Origin of the sequence: Lactobacillus sp. M0396 (assembly GCF_016101625.1) — a bacterium.
Taxonomy (GTDB): Bacteria; Bacillota; Bacilli; order Lactobacillales; family Lactobacillaceae; genus Lactobacillus; species Lactobacillus huangpiensis.
In genome coordinates, this window is sequence record NZ_JACFQE010000001.1 from 316024 (window position 1) to 337198 (window position 21175).

Annotated in this window: 13 protein-coding genes and 1 pseudogene; all 14 read right to left on the reverse strand. The window is 34.7% G+C overall.

The window, feature by feature from the left end; all coding sequences use genetic code 11:
* Nucleotide 1: 1 nt before the first annotated feature.
* Nucleotides 2-3565 carry a chromosome segregation protein SMC gene (gene smc / locus H3T43_RS01505; RefSeq protein WP_198212033.1) on the reverse strand — a complete coding sequence of 1188 codons (3564 nt, stop codon included), beginning with the start codon at nt 3563-3565 and terminating at the stop codon, nt 2-4.
* Nucleotides 3566-3577: 12 nt separating this feature from the next.
* The gene (gene rnc / locus H3T43_RS01510; protein WP_198212035.1) at nt 3578-4264 is read right to left on the reverse strand and encodes a ribonuclease III; all 687 of its coding nucleotides are present in this window, start codon (nt 4262-4264) and stop codon (nt 3578-3580) included.
* Nucleotides 4265-4369: 105 nt separating this feature from the next.
* Entirely contained in the window at nt 4370-6139 is a 1770-nt protein-coding gene (locus H3T43_RS01515; RefSeq protein ID WP_198212037.1) for an oligopeptide ABC transporter substrate-binding protein, read from the reverse strand.
* 169 nt (nt 6140-6308) lie between these two features.
* A complete protein-coding gene (locus tag H3T43_RS01520) occupies nt 6309-8081 on the reverse strand; it encodes an oligopeptide ABC transporter substrate-binding protein (protein ID WP_198212351.1) in 1773 nt (590 codons plus the stop codon).
* Between the two features lie 175 nt (nt 8082-8256).
* Nucleotides 8257-10026: pseudogene (locus H3T43_RS01525) on the reverse strand (oligopeptide ABC transporter substrate-binding protein).
* Nucleotides 10027-10227: 201 nt separating this feature from the next.
* Nucleotides 10228-12000 carry an oligopeptide ABC transporter substrate-binding protein gene (locus H3T43_RS01530; protein WP_198212039.1) on the reverse strand — a complete coding sequence of 591 codons (1773 nt, stop codon included), beginning with the start codon at nt 11998-12000 and terminating at the stop codon, nt 10228-10230.
* Between the two features lie 191 nt (nt 12001-12191).
* Complete coding sequence (locus H3T43_RS01535) at nt 12192-13115, reverse strand: ABC transporter permease (protein WP_198212041.1); 924 nt, start codon at nt 13113-13115, stop codon at nt 12192-12194.
* Nucleotides 13116-13131: 16 nt separating this feature from the next.
* Nucleotides 13132-14091: an oligopeptide ABC transporter permease gene (opp4B, locus tag H3T43_RS01540; protein WP_034981550.1), complete on the reverse strand. Its 960-nt coding sequence runs from the start codon at nt 14089-14091 to the stop codon at nt 13132-13134.
* A gap of 2 nt (nt 14092-14093) precedes the next feature.
* Entirely contained in the window at nt 14094-15071 is a 978-nt protein-coding gene (locus tag H3T43_RS01545; RefSeq protein WP_034981548.1) for an ATP-binding cassette domain-containing protein, read from the reverse strand.
* Nucleotides 15072-15074: 3 nt separating this feature from the next.
* A complete protein-coding gene (locus H3T43_RS01550; RefSeq protein ID WP_198212042.1) occupies nt 15075-16085 on the reverse strand; it encodes an ABC transporter ATP-binding protein in 1011 nt (336 codons plus the stop codon).
* A gap of 119 nt (nt 16086-16204) precedes the next feature.
* Nucleotides 16205-16447, reverse strand: coding sequence for an acyl carrier protein (acpP, locus tag H3T43_RS01555; RefSeq protein ID WP_034981544.1), 243 nt, complete (start codon nt 16445-16447; stop codon nt 16205-16207).
* Nucleotides 16448-16451: 4 nt separating this feature from the next.
* Nucleotides 16452-17456, reverse strand: a complete 1005-nt coding sequence (gene plsX / locus H3T43_RS01560) for a phosphate acyltransferase PlsX (RefSeq protein WP_034981542.1) — start codon at nt 17454-17456, stop codon at nt 16452-16454.
* A gap of 17 nt (nt 17457-17473) precedes the next feature.
* Nucleotides 17474-19510 carry an ATP-dependent DNA helicase RecG gene (recG, locus tag H3T43_RS01565; RefSeq protein WP_198212044.1) on the reverse strand — a complete coding sequence of 679 codons (2037 nt, stop codon included), beginning with the start codon at nt 19508-19510 and terminating at the stop codon, nt 17474-17476.
* 2 nt (nt 19511-19512) lie between these two features.
* On the reverse strand, nt 19513-21171 hold the full coding sequence (locus H3T43_RS01570; protein ID WP_198212047.1) for a DAK2 domain-containing protein: 1659 nt from the start codon (nt 21169-21171) through the stop codon (nt 19513-19515).
* Nucleotides 21172-21175: the final 4 nt, after the last annotated feature.

Genomic DNA, 21175 nt, shown 5'->3' on the forward strand with positions numbered 1-21175 from the left:
GTTATTTCACCTCATTTTTTAATTCTTTTAATGACACTGACAATACCTGCGATACGCCTGATTCTTGCATGACAACACCATAAAGTTGGTCTGCTTTTTCCATTGTTCCTCTTCTATGTGTTATTACAATAAATTGTGTATGCATGTCATATTCTTCTAAGAAATGTGCAAAGCGTGTGACGTTTGCATCATCAAGTGCTGCCTCCACTTCATCCAGTACACAAAATGGTACTGGTTTAACTTTGAGCATAGCAAAAAGCAATGTAATTGCTGTCAATGCCCTTTCTCCACCTGATAATAAGCTTAGTTTTTGCAACTTTTTACCCGGTGGTTGAGCAATAATTTCAACTCCTGTGTTCAATAAATCTTCAGGATTAGTCAAAACTAATTTGGCACTGCCACCTCCAAAAACCACCGGAAATAATTCAGTAAAACTATGAGCTACCTCTGTAAAAGTTTTACTAAAGCGACTACATACTTCTTGATCAAGTTCTGACATCGATTTTTCTAAATTGTCTCGACCCTTTAACAAATCATTTTGTTGTGCATTAAGGAAGTCGTAACGTTTTTTGACATTTTCATATTCTTCAATTGACTTCAGATTAACTGGACCAATGTCCGCAATAGACATGCGATGCAATTTCACATTCTTTTGAAGTTGTGTCCTATTGGTCTCGTTATTTTCTATTTCGGCTTGATTCAATGCGGCCTCATATGTTAGTGAATATTCCGTATTCAAAGTATCTAGACGTTGATCTATTTGGCTATTCAACTGTGCTATTTTCACAGAAAAATCTTTTTGTTCAGCAGCAGCATCTTTACGAAGTTCATAATTACGACTCGCTACCTGATCAAGCTGGTTAATTTTAGCATCATACTGTCCTAATTTAGAACTTAAAGTATTAAGTTGTTCCTGCAAATTTTTCTTTTTTGCAATCCCCTCTTTATTTTCGCGTTCAAAGTTCATCTTCTTTTCGTCACCAAGCACATCATTTTCATCAAGTTCTTTCAACTTTTGGGACAAAGTATTAATTTGATTTTGATGCTGCTTTGATTCATTCTTTTTATCGGATTTTTGCTTTGAAACGTTCTCCAACTTATTAGCATAAACCGCTATTTGCGGATCAAGTTCGCTTAACTTTTCCTGAACCTCTTGATTCAACTCTGAAAAGTTCTTAATACGTAATTGCAATTCACTAATATCTTGTTTTTGCTGAAGTATTTTCTCCTGCAGTTCTTTCTTCTTTTTTTCGGCAGACTTAATCTTGTTCTTAGTTTCAGTAATTTCCTGGTTGCGTTCTTGCTTTTGTTGTTCAAACAAACTATTTGCAGCCTTTAACCTGTTCACTTCTTTTTCTTGGTTTTGATAAGAAAGAGCCGCTTCACCTAATTCTTGTTTAAGATTTTGAAATTTCGATGTCATTTCATTCAACTGCTGAGTTAAAATTTCATTCTTGCTTACAGCATCAGCTAACTGAGATTGTTCATTCTTAATTTTTGCTTTTAAATCATTAATATTTTGTCTTAATTGACTCAGTTCAGCAGTTGTTTGAAGTGGAGAATTGCTTTTTTGATTACGCACTCCTCCTGTCATTGAACCACCAGGTGAAATAACATCTCCGTCAAGAGTTACAATACGATAGCGAGAAATTCTCTGTCTTATCTTCATAGCATTGCTTATTGTGTCAACTATTATAGTATTTCCAAGGAGATAATTAATTGCAGGCGCAATATCTTGATTAGGCAAACTTTTAACTATTTCGCTAGCAATACCTTGAAATCCGGAAAAAGAAGAAATTGTATTGATAGTTGAAGTTGGTATTGTATATTCTCTTAAACCGTCAAGAGGAAGAAAAGTAGCACGACCCGCATGGTTTTCTTTTAATTTATTAATAGCATCCCGAGCATCCAGTTTTGATTTAGTAACTAAATCTTGAACCCCATTCCCTAATGCTGTAGCCATTGCAGCTTCATATTTAACAGGAAAAGCAACTAATTCACCCACTGCTCCAATTACTCCGGGATAAGCAGATAAATTATTTAAAACGTTTTTGACTCCGTAAAAATAACCTTCATGACGTTTGCGTATATTTTCCAGAGCATCATAACGTGCATTTAATTGACTAAAACGTTGTTTTTTGGTCGACAATGATTCTTGAAGCGACGACAAATTTTTTTGACTTATTTTTTGCTCATTAGTTAAATCTGCTATCTTTTGTTCTTCAATCTGACAGTTTTCTTTAAGTGACTTACCTTCAGTTTTAAGTCGTTTAAGCTCAGTAGTTTCAGTTCTTAGTTCTTCAACAACATTTTCTGTTTGAAACTGGCTATTATCAGAAAGTTTTTTCAGTTCAGAATTCAAATAAACTATTTCATTATTATTAGAAGTTTGATCTTGCAACAACTGAATATAAGCTGATCGGAGCTGCTCTAGTTTTCGGTTTAGTTGTTCAGGATCTTCTTTTAGCTGTGCGCAGAGTTCAGATCTTTTATCATTCAACTTCTCTTGCTCACTCTTTAAATTCTTTTCCTTTTCAAGCAGATCAATTCTATCATTTTCAATTGCCGATAATTGCTTTTTTAGGTCATCCAATTCAGATTGATATTCTTTTTTTGTAGCTGCGCTATACTGCTTACTTTGTACCGCAACTTGCAAATTGGTATTAATTTCAGAAAGCTTTTTAGTTAAAGAAAGTAAATCATTTTGCACCTTATCTCTTTGACTATTTAAAGTTTGATATTCTTTTCTTTTGTTTGCCACAGCTTCTTGAGAATCTTTTACTTCTCGATCCAGTTTCGATAAAAGAGTCTGATTTTCATCAGCCTTTTCCTGTTCTTTTTCTTTTTGATTATCTAAATCGTGAATTTCAAATGCCAATAAAGTTTTTAGTTCTTGATCCAGACCCTTTTTCTGAAATTGATATTCTTTAGCTAAGGAACTTTGTTCATGAAGAGGTTCAATCCTCTGCTCTAGCTCTTTGACAAGATCGTTGATGCGCACTAAATTATCAGTTGTTTGTTCCAACTGAACCTTTGCTTCTTCTTTTTGTCTCTTAAAATGAAGTACACCAGCTGCTTCTTCAAATAATGAACGTCTTTCTTCTGGACGAGAATTTAGTATTTGATCTACCCGACCTTGAGAAATAATTGCTAAACTGTCCTGTGAAATTCCAGAATCCAAAAATAGAGCACGCACATCACGTTGTCTGACACTCTTTTTGTTGATTAAATACTCATTATCTCCAGACCTTAAAATCCGTCGAGTTATAACAACTTGATCTTCCTTAAAATTTAGTTCGTGTTTTTTATTGTTAAAAATCAGAGAAACTTCTGCATGATTTGCCGGTTGACGGAATTCACTTCCGGCAAAAATGACATCTTTCATGTTTGAACCACGCAAGGATTTGGCACTTGATTCGCCCATGACCCATCTGATCGCTTCAGTAATATTACTTTTACCACTACCATTGGGACCAACTATGCCAGTAATACCGGTGTCAAATTTAATTTTTGTTTTTTCGGCAAAGGATTTAAAGCCGTCAATTATCAGTTCTGTTAGTGGCACACACTCATCTCCCTAATTGAGCTTACCTAGAGCAGTTTTTGCAGCTTCTTGTTCAGCGGCTTTTTTATTGTGACCCTGTCCCTTAGACAATACTTTCCCATTAACAACTAGCTGGACAGTAAAACTTGAAGGCATTTGTTCTTCTTTTAAAACTTCATATTCAATCTTAACAGGTCCATCTTTTTGCAACAATTCTTGTAAGTCTGTTTTGTAATCTCTTGAAGCATCAAATTTGCCAGCATCAATTAATGGATATACTGTCAAACTTAAAAAATGCTCGACTGCTTCCATGCCTTGATCAAGAAAAAGCGCACCGTTAAAAGCTTCAAAAACATCTTCTAAAAGAGTTTTTCGAGAACGTGCACCTGCTTTTTCCTCACCATGACCTAGATTAATCTCAGCCGGGAAACCAAATTTTTGAGCAAATTCTGCAAATCCTTCAGTATCAACGATATTTGAACGCATTCGAGTTAATTCGCCTTCATTTAGATTTCTAAAATTACGGTAGAGATAATCAGAAATTGCTAATTCCAAAACTGCATCCCCTAAGAACTCCAGTTTTTCATAATCCCGAGTACCATTTTCAGGATGCTCATTAGCATAAGAAGAATGAGTAAAAGCCTCTTCTAATAAGTTAGGATTGTTAAATTTAATTTTGTATTTTGTATCTAATCGTTTAATGAATTTGGTACTAACCATTTTTTCAACTCCTTAACAATCTAAATTATACCAGTTTTTAGCGTTAAAAAAGAAAACTATTGTCCTCAAATGACAATAGTTTTCTAATCTCTTTATTAAATAACTTTATTTAGTGTAAGCAACTTTGTACCATAATTGATGCCCATTGTTTGTCTGTGATGGCTTCAATGAGTAACCAGTGATTTTACTGTTAACAGCATCAATTCTATAATCATTTTTAGTAGGAATTACATATGCTTGATCAATCATGTACTTTTGCCACTCATGGAATTTTTGAACGCGATACTTATGGTCAAAGGCTTTTTGGGAATCCATTTCTTGAATAAGTTTAGTGTTTTCAGGAGTTACAAAACGTGAATAGTTAGACATTGTTCCTTCACTATACATTTGTTCCTGAGAAGGCTCAGTGGACAAATTCCAACCTGCCAAAAACAGATCAACTTTTGGATCGTCATTTTGAACTTTATCATAGAATGAGTTGAATTCAGTCAAGCGTCCGCCAACAAGTTTAACATTCAAGCCAATCTTGTTCCACTGTTGAATAAAGTTTTGAATAATTGGTTGTTGAATGGCATTACCCGACATAGCCAAAAGATTTATTGTTAATGGCTTACCGTTTGGATTAGTACGCCACTTACCTTTCTTCTTAAAACCAGCCTTATCCAAAATTTGATTAGCCTTTTTGATGTTATAAGTGTATCCTTTGGCGCTTTTATCGAAATAATCACCAAATTGTTCTGGAATCAATGTAGGAATTTGGAAACTCAAACCATCTGTATAATGTTTATAAACATCGTCAGTATTCATAGCATAAGCCATTGCTTGACGTAATGACTTATTACCCATTTTAGCATGGGGATTCATTACATTCTTAGACTTCTTAGCATCCCATTTACCTACCTTGAATGCCAGGTAACTATATGCCAGAGGAATCTGAGCAATAAAGTTAACTTTCTTTGTATCCTTTACTTGTTTCCATTGACTGTTAGTTACACGGGTAATATCAAATTTATGACTCTTAATCGCTTGCGAAGCAGAGTTTGGAGATACAACCTGGTATACAATCTTATCTAATTTTGGTTTACCACGCCAATAATATTTGTTTGGTACCCATGTAACTGACTGACCACGTACAACGTTTTTAACTTGGTATGGGCCAAAGAACAATGGCTTCTTTCTAATTTCATCAGAAGATTCCAATTTTGCAAAAGGAATATTCTTCAAATAGTGGTAAGGTGCGGCCATTTCCCAAATATAGCCGTTACCACTATAGTACATACCTGGTTTCAATTCCTTGCAGTGCAAAATTGCAACACGTCCATTAGGGCCATCTGGCATTTCAATACCTGAAATAGTTTTTGACTTACCCTCATGGTAATCAGACATTCCGTTAATAATATTAAATTGAGTCGCATATCTTTGTGATTTTGTTGCCTTGTTAGCAATAATTTCATATGCAAATTCAATGTCTTTAGCAGTTACTTGTTTACCATCAGACCACTTTACGCCTTTTTTAATAGTTATAGTTGCGGTCTTGGCTTTACGATCCAGTTTTAAAGTAGCCGGACCTTTATCATTAATCTTATAGTGATCGTCAGTATCAAATAAAGATTCTTGACCTGGACTAGTAACATCAGCACTTGGTTGATCCATTTGCAGCTCTTCATTAAAGACACCAGTAAATGGGGTGTTAGTAACTTCTGCCACCTTTAACGTACCGCCTTGTTTAGCGGTTTTTACGGGAGTCTGAATAGGGAATTTACTTGCTGTTTTAGCACCTTCATTACTCTTGGTGTTACTCTTACCACAAGCTACTAAAGTCAGGGTTGCAGCAGTTAAAACTCCTACAGAACCTAATAGTTTACCTTTTTTCATAACACAATTTTCTCCTTCTCCAACATCATTTATAATTTTGGAAGCAAGTTAATACCTAAATGTTAACACTTAAAATTAAAAATGCAATAGTTTTACTAATAAAATGTTAATTTTGCTTTATTAAAGTCGGAAGATGTATACATGATCATAAATAATGATAATCTGCATTTTATTTAATATAACCGACTTTGTACCATATTGGATGACCGTTATTAGTTTCAGAAGGTTTTAGTGATAAACCAGTTAATTTATTATTAACCGCTTTAATTTTATATGCATTAAAGATAGGTATGACATAAGCTTGATCAAACATATACTGTTGCCATTCATGAAATTTTTCAACACGATATTTATGGTTAAATGCTTTAGCAGAGTCAATCTCTTTAATCAATTTATTATTTTCAGGGGTAACAAACCTGGTATAGTTTGCTGGCCCACCTTCACTATATAATCCATTAGGTGATGGTTCCGTAGAAAGACCCCAAGCTCCTAAGAACATGTCTACTTGAGGATTATCGTTTTGAACTTTATCATAAAATGAATTACGTTCTGTCAGCCGACCATTTAGAAGGCCTACATTTAGCCCAATTTTATGCCACTGTTGCAAGTAATTTTGTATAATTGGTCCTTGTGTAGCATCACCCGACATGGCTAAAAAGTTAATTTTTAGAGGTTTACCATTGGGCTGAACGCGCCACTTACCTTTTTTCTTATAACCAGCCTTATCTAAAAGTTCATTAGCCTTTTTTAAGTTATAAGAAAATCCTTTAACATTTTTATTATATACATCACCATATTGCTTTGGAATTAATGTTGGAATTCTGAAACTCAGATTGTTATTATAACGTTTATTGACATCCTCTACATTCATGGCATACCCAATAGCTTGCCTTAAGGCTTTATTATTCATTTTACTATGAGGATTCATAACATTTTTACCTTTTTTGGCATCAAATTTGCCGACCTTAAACCCTAGGTATGAGTAATATAAAGGAATTTCTGCAATAAATCTCACATCTTTAGTATCTTTTACTTGTTTCCACTGAGCATTAATAACTTGAGCAATATCAAACTTATGTGATTTGATTGCTTGAGAAGTAGAATTAGGGGAAACAACTTGATAAATAATTTTATCCAGTTTTGGTTTGCCTTGCCAATAGTATTTGTTTGGTACCCATGTAGCTGACTGTCCACGAACTAGTTTATCTAACTTATAAGGTCCAAAATATATTGGTCTTTTTCTAACTTTATCTGAGGATTCGAGTTTGCTAAAAGGTACATCCTTTAAATAGTGATATGGTGAAGCTGATTCCCAATAATAGTCATTACCACTAAAGGCCATTCCTGGTGTCATATAGGAAAAATGCAATATCATTTTGCGACCATTATCACCGTCTGGCAATTCAATTCCTGAAATTTTTTTAGCTTTGCCCTCATGATATTCTTTCATTCCTTTCAGAACTTCCATTTTAGTAGAATATCTTTGAGCTTTAGTATTTTTATTAGCCAATATTTCATATGGATATGCCATATCCTTAGCAACCACTTGTTTGCCGTCTGACCATTTAACACCCTTTTTGATTTTAATAGTTATAGTTTTGTTTTTTTGATCCAGCTTCATTGTTGCTGGACCTTTATCATTTATTTTGTAATTATCATCTGTATAAAACAAAGATTCCTCGCCGGGTGAAGCAACTTCTGCGTCAGTCGCAGTTACACTTAACTCATCAGTAAATATTCCTGTAAAGGGCGTATCTGTTTCAACGGCAACTCTAACAGTTCCACCTTGCTTTGTTTCCTTTTTTGGCAAAGCATTTGGAAATTTACTTGCTTCCTTCGAACTGTCCTCATTATTACTTTTATTTGCCTTATTACAACCAACCAGAGCCATGGCACATGTAGCTATAATACCGATGGAGCATAAAAAATTTTTTTCTTTCATCATTCTTCTCTCCTTACAAAAGTACAAACACGATTTAAAACCTAAATCAAATAATAACAAAAAAGATTAGTAAAATAAATATTTTATTAATTATTAATTAAAATTTTCTATAAAATACCTTTTTATATTAGCAAAAATAAAACTCAAGCCTTAAAAACTTGAGTCTTACATAATTTTATTTAACATAACCCACTTGGTACCAAAGTACATGACCATTGTTATTTTCAGATGGTTTGAGAGAAAATCCTGTGATTTGATCGTTAATTGCTTTAATTTTATATGAATTGACAGTTGGTATCATATACGCTTGATCAAACATGTATTTTTGCCATTCATGAAAAACTTTTACACGATATTTATGATCAAAAGCTTTCTGTGAGTCCATTTCCTGCAACAATTTTTCATTTTCAGGAGATACAAAACGATCATAATTCGCTGCACCTTTTTCCCAATACATACCTCTTGCTGAGGGCTCAGATGACAACAACCATCCTGCCTCAAACATATCGACTTGTGGGTCATCATGATTAAGCTTATCATAAAAAGTGTTTGATTCAGTTACTCTGCCGTTTAACAGTCTAACATCCAATCCGACCTTATGCCATTGTTGAATATAATTTTCAATAATCGGTTCTTGATTAGGATCACCGGCTTTAGCCATGAATCTAATCTTTAATGGTTTGCCGTTAGGTTGAACACGCCATTTACCCTTCTTTTTATATCCAGCTTTATCTAAAATTTGATTGGCTTTTTTAACGTCATAATTATATCCTTTAATATTTTTGTTAAAGTAATCACCAAATTGAGGAGGAATAAAAGTAGTTATATGAAATGTAAGGCCATGAGTATAGTGCTTGGTTACTTCATCAACATTCATTGCGTACCCAATTGCCTTACGTAGAGCAACGTTATCCATCTTACTTTTATGATTCATGACATTTTTACCAGTTTTTGGATCCCATTTGCCAAGCTTAAAACCGATGAACCAATAAGCGAGCGGTATTTCTGCAATAAATTTTACTTTTTTAGTATTTTTCACCTGATCCCATTGGGAATTTATTACATTCACAACATCAAATTTGTGACTCTTAATAGCTTGTGTTGAAGAATTAGGCGAAACTACCTGATACACTATCTTATCCAGCTTTGGCTTACCACGCCAATAATATTTATTCGGTACCCAAACTGCTGATTGACCACGTACTAATTTTTCTAATTTAAATGGTCCAAAATACAAAGGTTTTTTTCTAATCTTATCTGATGATTCCAACTTCTTAAAAGGTACATCTTTTAAATAATGATATGGAGCCGTATATTCTGAAAAATAATCATTCCCACTATTATACATTCCTGGTTTCAATTGCTTGAAATGAAGTATTACTTTCCTGCCGTTTTCGCCATCAGGCATTTCTATTCCTGAAATTGATTTTGCCTTTCCCTCATGATATTCCTTAAGACCTTTTATAAGTTCAAATTGACTTGAATATCTTTGTGAATTTGTATCTTTATTCGATAAAATCTCGTACGGATATTCTACATCTTTGGCAGTAACCTGTTTGCCGTCAGACCATCTAACTCCCTTTTTAACTTCTATTGTAATTGTTTTATTCTTGCGATTAATCCTCAAAGTTGCTGGTCCCTTATCCGTAAAACGAAAATTATCATCAGTATCAAATAAAGATTCTGAACCAGGAGAGGCTACATCAGCATCAACGACCGTCACTTGTAATTGATCTGAAAAAATACCGGTAAAAGGTGAGTCAGTTTGTAAAGCTACTTTAACTACACCACCCCGCTTTGAAGTTTTTACAGGCATTTTTTCAGGAAATTTACTAGCTTATTTTGCAGTATTTTCATTATCATTATTTTTTTTACCGCAAGCAACCATTGTCAAAGCTGTAACTGTCACTAATCCTATCGTATAAAACAGACTATGTTCTTTCATGATTATTTGATCCTTTCAAAATCTAAACCTTTTTCTAATTATGAGTGTAATATACTAAATAATATCATATTAAATTAAATTTTTAAATAAAAAATAATATTTTATTAATAATATCATTTTAATTATTCTTAATAATAAAAATGCATTGGACTTTATCAGCTCAATGCATTTTTATTGAAATTAATTAAAAATTTTATTTTTCTATTTTATAAATCCAATTTTGTACCATAATTGATGACCATTAGAATTATCAGAGGGCTTGGTGGAATAACCCGTAACTTTATTATTTACTGCTATTACCTTATAAGAATTATCAACAGGAACAACATAAGCCTTTTTATTCATATATTTCTGCCATTCATGGAATTTCTTAACCCTATACGTATGATCAAATGACTTTTGAGAATCTATTTCTTGCAAAAGTTTATTATTTTCTGGAGTTGCAAACCGACTATAATTCATCTGTGAGGTCTCACCATAAAGAGATGCAGGAGAGGGTTCGCTAGCCAAAGACCAAGCCGCCAAAAACATGTCAACTTGCGGATCATCATGCCCTAATTTGTCATAAAAAGAGTTAAATTCCGTCAGCCTTCCTCCAACTAATTTCACTTTTATGCCAATTTTTTTCCACTGCTGAATATAGTTTTGTACAGTTGGTGATTGAATTGAACTGCCTGTCATTGCTAAAAATTTGATAGTAAGTGGCTTGCCATTAGGCTGGACACGCCATTGGCCTTTCTTTTTATAACCAGCTTTATCTAAAATTTGATTGGCTTTTTTCAAATTATAAGTATAACCTTTTGCTTTTTTATCAAAATAGTCTCCAAATTGCGCTGGAATTAAAGTCGGAACTCTAAAACTTAAACCTGAAGTATAATGCTGATCGACTTCATCAATATTTATGGCATAAGTCATTGCCTGACGAAGTGCTTGATTATTCATTTTTGCTTTAGAATTCATCACATTTTTACCGGCCTTAGCATTCCATTTTCCAACTCTAAAGCCAATATAGTGATATCCTAGAGGAATTTGGGCAACAAAATTAACACCTTTAGTATTCTTAACTTCGTTCCACTGAGAATTAACTACCTGAGCAATGTCAAATTTATGACTTTTAATTGCCTGTGAGATCGAATTCTGTGAAATCACTTGTGAAACCACTTTATCCAACTTTGGATGGCCACGCCAATAATACTTATTTGGAACCCAAGTTACAGATTGACCACGAACTAATTTCTGAACTTTATATGGTCCAAAATACAGTGGCTTTTTTCTAATTTGATCTGAAGATTGTAATTTTTCAAATGGAATATCTTTTAAATAATGGTATGGAGCTGCATATTCCCAATAATAGCCATTACCACTATATACCATACCCGGTTTCATCTCTTTAAAATGCAGAATGACAGTCAGACCATCTGGTCCTTCTGGCATTTCTATTCCTGAAATAGTTTTTGACTTACCGTTATGGTATTCTTTCATTCCGACAATTTCTTCAAATTGATTACTATAACGTTGTGCTTTGGTCGCCTTATTTGCTAAAATTTCGTAAGGGTACTCTACATCCTTAGCATTAACTTGTTTGCCATCTGACCACTTCACACCTTTTTTTATTTTAATCGTAATAGTTTTAGCTTTACGATCCAGTTTCATTGTAGCTGGACCTTTATTAGTAATTTTGAAATTATCATCAGTATCAAATAATTCTTCTTCTCCTGGTTCAGCTACTGAACTATCAATGGCTGTAGTCGATAATTCATCAGAAAAAATGCCAGTAAAAGGAGTATCTGTCATAATTGCATACTTTAAAGTTCCACCTTTTTTGGTTTTTTTTACAGGAACAGATTGTGGAAATTTACTTGCAGTTTTAGCATTTTCATTCTTAGTAGTGCTATTACCTTTGCCACAAGCTACTAAAGTTAGTGCGGCAGTTGAAACGATACCAGCAGAATATAAAAGTTTTGTTTTATTCATAATTTAATTCATACTCCAATCTTTTTATTGAATAAATTCTAAATTCTTGGAATAAGCTAACAAACATATTCTAGCATAGAAAAAAATCTTATCAAAAAGTATCATAATAGTCTAATAAGTTTATAATAATAATTTTTAATTAAAAAAAGCTTTGTCTCTTTAGACAAAGCTTTTTGTATTCTATTAATGAATTAATTCTCACGTTGTCTGGCATCACCAGCACGCTGTAGAGCACGACCAACGTAATTTATACTTAGCGATATTGCTAACAGTAAAATTGTAGCCGGAAGCCACAGCCAGGGACGACTTACTACGTTTACCGGATCATTTGCAAATCCAATCAAAGTACCTAATGATGGAACAGAAGCCGGCAGACCATAACCAATATATGATAACGTAGTTTCAATACCAATATTACCAGCAATAGTTAATACAACGTCAATAATAATCATCGAGGTAATATTTGGTAATACTTCACGAAACATAATTTTAAGGTCTGAAGAACCAGAGGTTTTGGAAGCCAAAACGTAGTCTCTTTCTCTTTGGGACAGTATAAAAGCCCTAAAGTACCTTGCAGTTTTAGGCCACCCAAAAAGTGAAATAATTCCAATTAAACTAAGGGAATTGTAGTTCGGAATAACAGAAACCAAAACGATTTCAATTGGGAAAGTTGGCAATACCTGAACAAAATCTACTATTCTCATTATTATGGCATCAATGTTACCACCGTAATATCCAGATACTAGACCCACAAGTAAACCAACAGTTTCACAGACTACGGTTACACCCAAACCAATCAAAATGGAATTTCGTCCACCCATTATTAGTAATTTGACGATATCACGTCCACCATCATCAGTTCCTAATATATGACCAGCAGTTCCCCATGGATTATACGCTTCTACAATATTAGTTTCAGTTACCTGAGCAGAATTTAGGAATAAGGAGCCTACCATGGTAAACAGCAATATTAACACTATTACGACGAAGGCAGATAATGCCACCTTATCTTTTACAATTTCTCTAATAATTACTTTAAAACTTGATTCAGGAGAAGAAGAAACATTTTTCTTTTTATCTTTCAAATTAGTCTTAATTTCTTTCTTGTCGGACATCTTTTCTCCTCCCCCCTTATTTAATTCTGATCCTTGGATCAATTATACTCATGATAATATCAGAAAGTAGATTACCTAATAGTGTTAAAATACCAAAAATTAATATTAAGGCAGTCAAAGTTGTGTAATCACGCTGACCAATAGAATCTAAGAATAACTTACCCATTCCAGGATAACTAAAAACTGATTCAACAATCATCGAACCACTTAAAAGTCCCGTAATGACTGTACCAAAGGAAGAAGCTATTGGTAATAAGGAGTTACGTAAAATATGTTTATTAAAAACAACTTTTTCCGGTACACCCTTACTGTGGGCTGTACGAACATAATCTTCAACCTTATTATCAACTATTCCAGTTCTTAAGTATTGCACAATTGATGTAGTGGTAATTAATCCCACTAGTATAGCAGGTAGAATAATGTGATAAAGTTGGCTTCCTAATGTTCCCCAAAAACCGGAGGCACTTGGAGAAACAGAGCCAGAAATAGGGAACCACCCTAAAGTAAAACCAAATAGCCAGATTCCCAAAATATAAAATACAAATGGCGGAATAGCAAAAGTAACATAATTAAAAATTTGAACTGCTTGATCTTGCCATTCATCTTGGTGACGACCCGCTGTAACTCCCATAGGAATAGAAATAGCATAGCAGATAGCTGTAGATAATAATGATAACCAGAAAGTATTAACAGCACGGTCGGCAATTAAGGAAGTAACGGCAACATGTTGAATGTAGCTTGTTCCCAAATCACCTTTAAACAGGTTTCCCACCCAGCGTGCGTATTGAACAGGTGCGGGATCATATAAACCAGCCGCTCTTTTTAAAGCTTCAAGTTGCTTGGGATCAGTATTTGGATTAATTTGTCCAGTAAAAGGATCACCCGGCATCATCTTAGCCAAGAAAAACACCAAAATACTCAAGATAATAATTTGCGGGATCATAATTAAAATTCGTCTTAGAACTGTTTTCCACATGATTATGCCCCCTCCTTTTCTTTTATCTTCTCTTCGTTCAATTCATTTTTCGGTAAGGCTACTAAATGTTTGCCAGAAACTTGTTGCAAAGGAAATACACGACCATCCTTGTCATACCATTTGCTTTGATCATTTTGAAATTCTTGCTCAACTTCTTGTCGATGTTTCTTATGCTCATCACGATGCTCAACGTCAACTTGCGGTATAGCAGAAAGCAATCTCTTAGTATAAATATGCATCGGATGCTCATAAATATCTTCTCTTGAACCTATTTCAACTAAACGACCACGATGCATAATAGCTAAGTTTTCAGACATATGCTTTACGACACCTAAGTCATGAGAAATAAACAAATAAGCAATATTATATTTCTGTTGTATATGCTTCATAAAGTTTAAAACTTGAGCTTGCACAGATAAATCCAAAGCACTAGTTGGCTCATCAGCAACAATTAAACGCGGATTAGTTGCAACCGCCCGAGCTACGCCAATTCTTTGTCTCTGTCCCCCAGAAAATTCATGAGGGTATTTGTAAATTGAATCACTAGGCATACCCACGATATCCAGCAGCTCTTGAACTCGATCACGTTCTTGATCTGTAGTTAAATTTTCGAAATTTCGAATAGGTTCAGCAATAATGTCTTCTATTCGTTTTCTCGGATTTAAACTCGACATTGAATCTTGGAAAATCATTTGGACATCTTTATTGTAGTTTAGTTTACGCCGATTTCTAGATTTAGTAATATCGACACCCTTGTAAAGGATACTGCCACTAGTCACAGGCTCAACACCCACAATGGCTTTACCAGTAGTTGACTTGCCTGAGCCTGATTCACCAATTAGACCATAGGTTTCACCTTCATTAATGGTAATACTAATATCGTCAACCGCTCTTACATAATCAGTAATTCTGTTCCAAAAACCTGATCTAATGGGATAATGAACTTTTAAGTTTTTTACTTGAATGATTTCTTTAGCCATAAACTACTCCCCACCTACTTCATCTTGAAAGTGGAACGTCTTCCAGCAAGTACATCTTACCCAGTGACCAGGCTCAACTTCATGCATTACTGGGTCCTCTTCATGCGCACTGGCAGGAATCCATGGAATTCTAGCAGCAAATCTGTCGCCTTTTCTAGGCATATTTTGCAATGATGGAACTGTTCCTTGAATAACGTGCAAATCTTCTTCTTCATCTTCAGATTGAGGCATTGAATTTAACAAGGAGCGAGTGTATGGGTGCAAAGGATGCTCAAAAATAGTTTTTACATCAGCTTTTTCTACTATCTGCCCACCATACATAACTGCAACTTGATCGGCAGTTTCAGCAACTACACCTAAATCGTGAGTAATTAAGATAATACCAGATTGAGATTGTCTTTGAATATCTTCAAGCAGATCCAAAATTTGAGCCTGAATAGTAACGTCCAAAGCGGTAGTAGGCTCATCTGCAATGATAATTTCGGGCTTACATGCAATCGCCATAGCAATCACTACTCTCTGCCTTAATCCTCCAGACAATTCAAAAGGATACATTTGAAAAGTTTCTTCTGGCTTCGGCATTCCCACTTGATTGAATAATTCAAGCACACGATCATGACGCTCTTTTTCATTCATATCTGTGTGATAATAAAGCGTTTCAGCTACTTGATCGCCAACACGCATTAAAGGATTTAAACTGGCTAGAGGATCCTGAAAGATCATACCAATTTTGTTTCCACGTATTTTGTTAAACAAGTTTTCATTTAATCCAACTAAATTTAACTCATTATACAGAATATCACCAGTCACTTTCGTATTTTTATGGTCGTACAAGCCGATAATACTCGATGCAATTGTACTCTTACCACAACCAGATTCACCTACAATGGATAAAATTTCATTTCGCTTCAACGTTAAATTAATATCATCTGCAGCATCATAAAACTTTCCATGTAAACGATATGCAGTATGCAAATGCTGGATATCTAGCAAGAGATCACTTTGTTTTTCCAAAGGTCATTTCCCCTCTCAAATCTTCAATGAATTTATTAAAGATATTTAATAAATTTATTTAATTTCTAATTATAACCGTGAAACATTTTGTATGCAAATTAATAATGAATATTTTTTACTTATTTTTGATGATCTGCAACATAATTAACTGCGTCTCCTACAGTTTTTAATTTCTCCGCATCTTCATCAGAAATCTCGGCGCCGAATTCATCTTCTAATTGTAAAATGAATTCCACTAAGTCAATGGAATCAGCGTCCAAATCACTAGTGAAATTAGTTTCATCAGTTATCTTTTCTTTATCAACTTCAAAATTATCTGCTAATATATCTCGGATTTTGGTAAAAATTTCTTCTTTACTCATGTCTTTACTCCCTATTTTCAACTGCAAATTCTGCTTTAAAATTATCAATTATTTTTTCCTGTAAAATTTTATCAATTTGTTTAATTGTAAAATAAACAGCACGCTGACCTGAGCGACCATGTGTTTTGACTACAGGAGCATTGACTCCGAGTAAAACTGCGCCACCATATTTGTCAACATCAAATTTTGAAACTAACCCTTTTAATGCCTTTTTTATCATTAACGCACCTAATTTAACAAAAGGTCCGTTATCGAGCAAGCTTTGCTTCAAAAGATGTATCAAAACACCTGAAGTTCCTTCAATGTTTTTTAAAACTGCATTACCAGTAAAACCGTCTGTTGCGACTACATCAGCTTTACCCACTAATAACTCATTTCCTTCTATATTACCAATAAAATTAAGTTTGCTTTCCAATAGCAACTGGTATGCTTTTTGATGAACATCATCACCTTTATCACTCTCGGATCCATTATTAAGAAGACCAACACGAGGATTTTTGACTCCTCTTACTTTTTCTGCATAATATGAAGCCATTTTAGCCCAGGCCAGCAGGTATTCTGGTTTACTTTTGGCATTGGCACCAACATCAATCATATTGAAACCATCATCGGAATTTTTTACAGGCAATGTTGGCATGAATCCCGGACGGGCCACACCTTTAATTCGTCCTATTATAAATATGCCACAAGCTAAAATAGCTCCAGTATTACCTAATGAAAAAAGTGCATCAGCTTTGCCCTGCTTCACAAATTGTGCTGCCACGACAAGTGACGAATCTTTTTTAGATCTAATTGCCTTAACTGGTTCATCTTCATCTAAAATAATTTCAGAAGTATTGACTACTTGTGTGCGACTGCTATCACTTCCCAATAATTCTTTTATTTTTTTTTGATCGCCAAAAAGTATGAATTTTGTCTCGGGTAAGTCCTTTTTGGCCCGTAATACTGCTTTAATAATTGCTTCAGGGGCATTTTCACCGCCCATAGCATCAATAGCAATAGTTCTCATTGTATCCTCAACCTTTACTATGTTCTCTTTTGCTGTAATTGTTTATATTCTATCACTTGTTTTAAAGTTTTATTTTCTGATTTTTGCAAGAGAGGATCAAGTTTAATTAATTTTCTAGCCTCTTTTTGTGCTACTACCATTGTATCGTAGTTATTAACTACATCACCAACTTGAAATTCAGGCAGACCAGATTGAGCTTTACCAAAAATATCTCCTTCTCCCCGCATTTTTAAATCTTCTTCAGCCAATTTAAAACCGTCTGTTGTTGATGCCACTATTTTCATACGAGCTTTACCTGCCTGTGTGTTAGGATCAGCCAAAAATATGCAATAACTTTGAGTCTTACCTCTCCCTATTCGCCCTCTTAACTGGTGTAGCTGACTAATTCCAAAACGATCAGCATTATAGATAACCATCATATTAGCGTTTGCCACGTCAACACCAACTTCAATCACACTGGTAGCAACTAAAATATTAATTTCTCCAGCTGCAAATTCGGACATAATTTCATCTTTTTTATTACCAGGCATTTGACCGTGAAGTAATGCTACTTTTTCATCAGGAAAATCTTTACTGAGTTTATCATAAAGCTGTTCTGCATTTTTTAAATCTAATGCTTCTGATTCTGTGATCAAAGGTGTTACAGCATATACCTGAAATCCCTGCTTTAATTGCTCGCGCATTAGCTGATAAACCTGATCCATTTGGGCACTCGTTTTCCATGAAGAAATTACTTTTTTTCTTCCGGCTGGAAGATGTCGTATTTCAGATATAGTCATGTTGCCGTAAACCGTTAATGCCAGAGTTCTGGGAATTGGGGTAGCAGTCATAGTAAGCACATCAGGCAAATTTCCCTTATTAATTAAAGATTGCCGCTGATTAACACCGAACCGGTGTTGTTCATCGATAATTACTAATCCTAATTTTTTAAAAATTACGTTTGATTGAATTAAAGCATGCGTACCTATCACAACATTAATTGTGCCATCGGTCAATTCTGTATAAATTTCTTTTCGTTCCAAAGCTTTCGAAGAACCTGTTAGCAGCGCACATCTTACACCTAGAGGCCTTAGCAATTCATCAATCTTTTTAAAATGCTGAGTCGCTAATATCTCTGTAGGAACCATCAGTGCAGCTTGAAAGCCAGCAGTTACAGCCGCAAAAATTGCATATACCGCAACAATAGTCTTGCCTGAACCCACATCACCTTGTAAAAGACGCTGCATTTGTCTGGATGATAACATGTCTGCAAAAATTTCGTTGATAACCTGCTTTTGATCCGTGGACAATTCAAACGGCAAAGATTTAGTCAATTTAGCAACTTCATTCAGGTCATATTTTTTGGGAATCCCCTTGTTTTGTGGATTGACTTCAGTTAACTGAGCTAGTTCAGTTTGAAAAATAAAGAATTCTCTAAAAATGGCACTTCTTTTTGCAATCTGGGACTCATTAAAATTTTGCGGGTGATGCATTTTTTGTACAATATTTTTTTCAGGAAGCAAACGATATTTCCGTCGAATATCCACTGGAACAACGTCATCAACAGCCGGCAAATATTCATCTAAAGCAATATTAATGAAATCAATTAATTTTTTTTGCCTTAAATGTCGGTTAACTGAGTAAATTGGAGCCATGCCACTATCATTTTCTTTAGCTGCAATAAATTTAAAACCCGCTAAACTTTGTCTTGAGATATTGTATTTACCATAGACTGCAACTTCTTTACCTACCTCAATTTTTTCTTTCAACCAAGGTTGATTAAAAAAATTGACCATGACTACATCATGGTCAATTCTCAATTTAAAACTAAGTCTGCTCTTTTTGTAGCCAAATCTGCTTACAAAAGCTTCAGTAGCCACAACTCCCTTTAGCATTACCTTTTGACCATCCATGATCTGGTCAAGTGGAATCGTTTGAAGTTCATCATAGCGAAATGGGAAATAATATAACAAATCATAAATGCTATATATTTCTAAGCTTCCAAGTGCTGCAGCAGTTTTGGTTCCAACTCCTTTTAAATCAGTAACAGGTGCAAATAATTCCTTTGCATACATAATTATTCAACAGAAATCAGAAAATTATATACAGGTTGTCCGCCATCATGAAGTTCAAATTCAAGATCATCATGCTTCTCTTTAACAGCATCTATCAGTTTCTGAGCCTCTTTCTTGTTAGAATCTCGTCCAAACATCACAGTAACGATTTCGGAATCTTCATCCAACATTTTTTCAATCATTGAAGAAGCTGCAGTAATTATGTCAGTTTCAGCCACTTTAATTTCTCCATCAATAATCCCTAAATAATCGTCTTGATGGATCTCAACTTCATTAATTTTGGTATCACGATTTGCTTTAGTAACTTCGCCAGAAACAACAGTATCAAGAGTGTCAGTCATGTTTGCAACATTGTCATCAAGAGAATCGTCCGGATCAAATGAAAGCATGGCTGTCAAGCCTTGTGAAATGGTTTTAGTAGGGACAATGCCGACTGGGATGTCGCTCACCTCAGCTGCTTGCTTGGCTGCCATAATAATGTTGCCATTATTCGGCATCACAATTGCTTTTTTAGCACCTGATTTTTTAATTGAATCAATAATGTCTTGTGTTGAAGGGTTCATTGTTTGACCCCCAGAAATAATGCGGTTAACGCCTTCACTTTCAAAAAGTTTGCGAATTCCGTTACCAGAAGCAACAGCTATTACGGCAAAATCAACATTTTCCTGATTTTCTTCACTGCTATTTACTATTGTTTCGTGTTGAATCCGCATATTGTCAATTTTAATTTTTCCCAATTGACCAAATTGGCTGCCGTACGCAAAAATAGCTCCAGGGTGTTCAGTATGAACATGAACTTTTGCCACTTCTTCATCTGAAACTGCCAAAAGTGAATCACCTAACTGAGATAAATGCTCCCTAAATTCATCTAAATTAAAAGTTTTCTTATTAGGAACATCAGCAGTTAAATCAACCATGATTTCAGTACAGTAGCCATTAGTAATATCCTGAGTAGAAAGTTGTGATTGTACAGACTGATGATGCATGGCATTTATCATTTCATCCATTTCACCTTCATCAGGTTGGTACCGGTCAGCAAATTCTTCACCTAAAAGACCTTCTAGAAATCCTTCATATATGAAGAGTAAGCCTTGGCCTCCTGAATCAACTACACCAACTTGCTTTAAAACAGGTAATAAGTCAGGAGTTGTCTTTAACGCTTTTTTAGCACCTTCAACAATCGCCTTCATAACTTCTTCAACATCATCGGTTTCATTGGCCTTATTGGCACCTTCTTGTGCACCAATCCGAGCAACAGTCAAAATAGTTCCTTCAACTGGCTTCATTACGGCTTTATAAGCTGTTGCAACCCCATTTGAAAAAGCATTGGCCAACTCTTGTGCATTAAGAGTTTTCATGCCTTGAGTTGCCTTATAAACTCCTCTAAAGAGCTGAGAAGAGATTACCCCACTATTACCACGAGCACCCATCAACATCCCTTTAGCAAGGCTTTCTGTCAAATCACCCACACTATTACTAGTATTTTTGGCAACAGCTTTAGCGCCACTTTCAATAGTTAAATTCATATTTGTTCCAGTGTCTCCATCAGGAACAGGGAAAACGTTCAAAGAGTTAATAAACTCTGCGTTGCGACCAAGTCTGTGCGTAGCGACGCGAACCATATCTCTAAATTTTTTACTGTCTATTTCCTTTAAAACCAATATT

Bases quoted from the DNA above. Each gene is read 5' to 3' on its own strand.
- plsX (WP_034981542.1), bottom strand. From the start codon at position 17,456: ATGAGAACTATTGCTATTGATGCTATGGGCGGTGAAAATGCCCCTGAA.
- H3T43_RS01515 (WP_198212037.1), bottom strand. From the start codon at position 6,139: ATGAAAAAAGGTAAACTATTAGGTTCTGTAGGAGTTTTAACTGCTGCA.
- recG (WP_198212044.1), bottom strand. From the start codon at position 19,510: ATGTATGCAAAGGAATTATTTGCACCTGTTACTGATTTAAAAGGAGTT.
- H3T43_RS01530 (WP_198212039.1), bottom strand. From the start codon at position 12,000: ATGAATAAAACAAAACTTTTATATTCTGCTGGTATCGTTTCAACTGCC.
- H3T43_RS01545 (WP_034981548.1), bottom strand. From the start codon at position 15,071: ATGGCTAAAGAAATCATTCAAGTAAAAAACTTAAAAGTTCATTATCCC.
- H3T43_RS01520 (WP_198212351.1), bottom strand. From the start codon at position 8,081: ATGAAAGAAAAAAATTTTTTATGCTCCATCGGTATTATAGCTACATGT.
- H3T43_RS01535 (WP_198212041.1), bottom strand. From the start codon at position 13,115: ATGTCCGACAAGAAAGAAATTAAGACTAATTTGAAAGATAAAAAGAAA.
- acpP (WP_034981544.1), bottom strand. From the start codon at position 16,447: ATGAGTAAAGAAGAAATTTTTACCAAAATCCGAGATATATTAGCAGAT.
- rnc (WP_198212035.1), bottom strand. From the start codon at position 4,264: ATGGTTAGTACCAAATTCATTAAACGATTAGATACAAAATACAAAATT.
- opp4B (WP_034981550.1), bottom strand. From the start codon at position 14,091: ATGTGGAAAACAGTTCTAAGACGAATTTTAATTATGATCCCGCAAATT.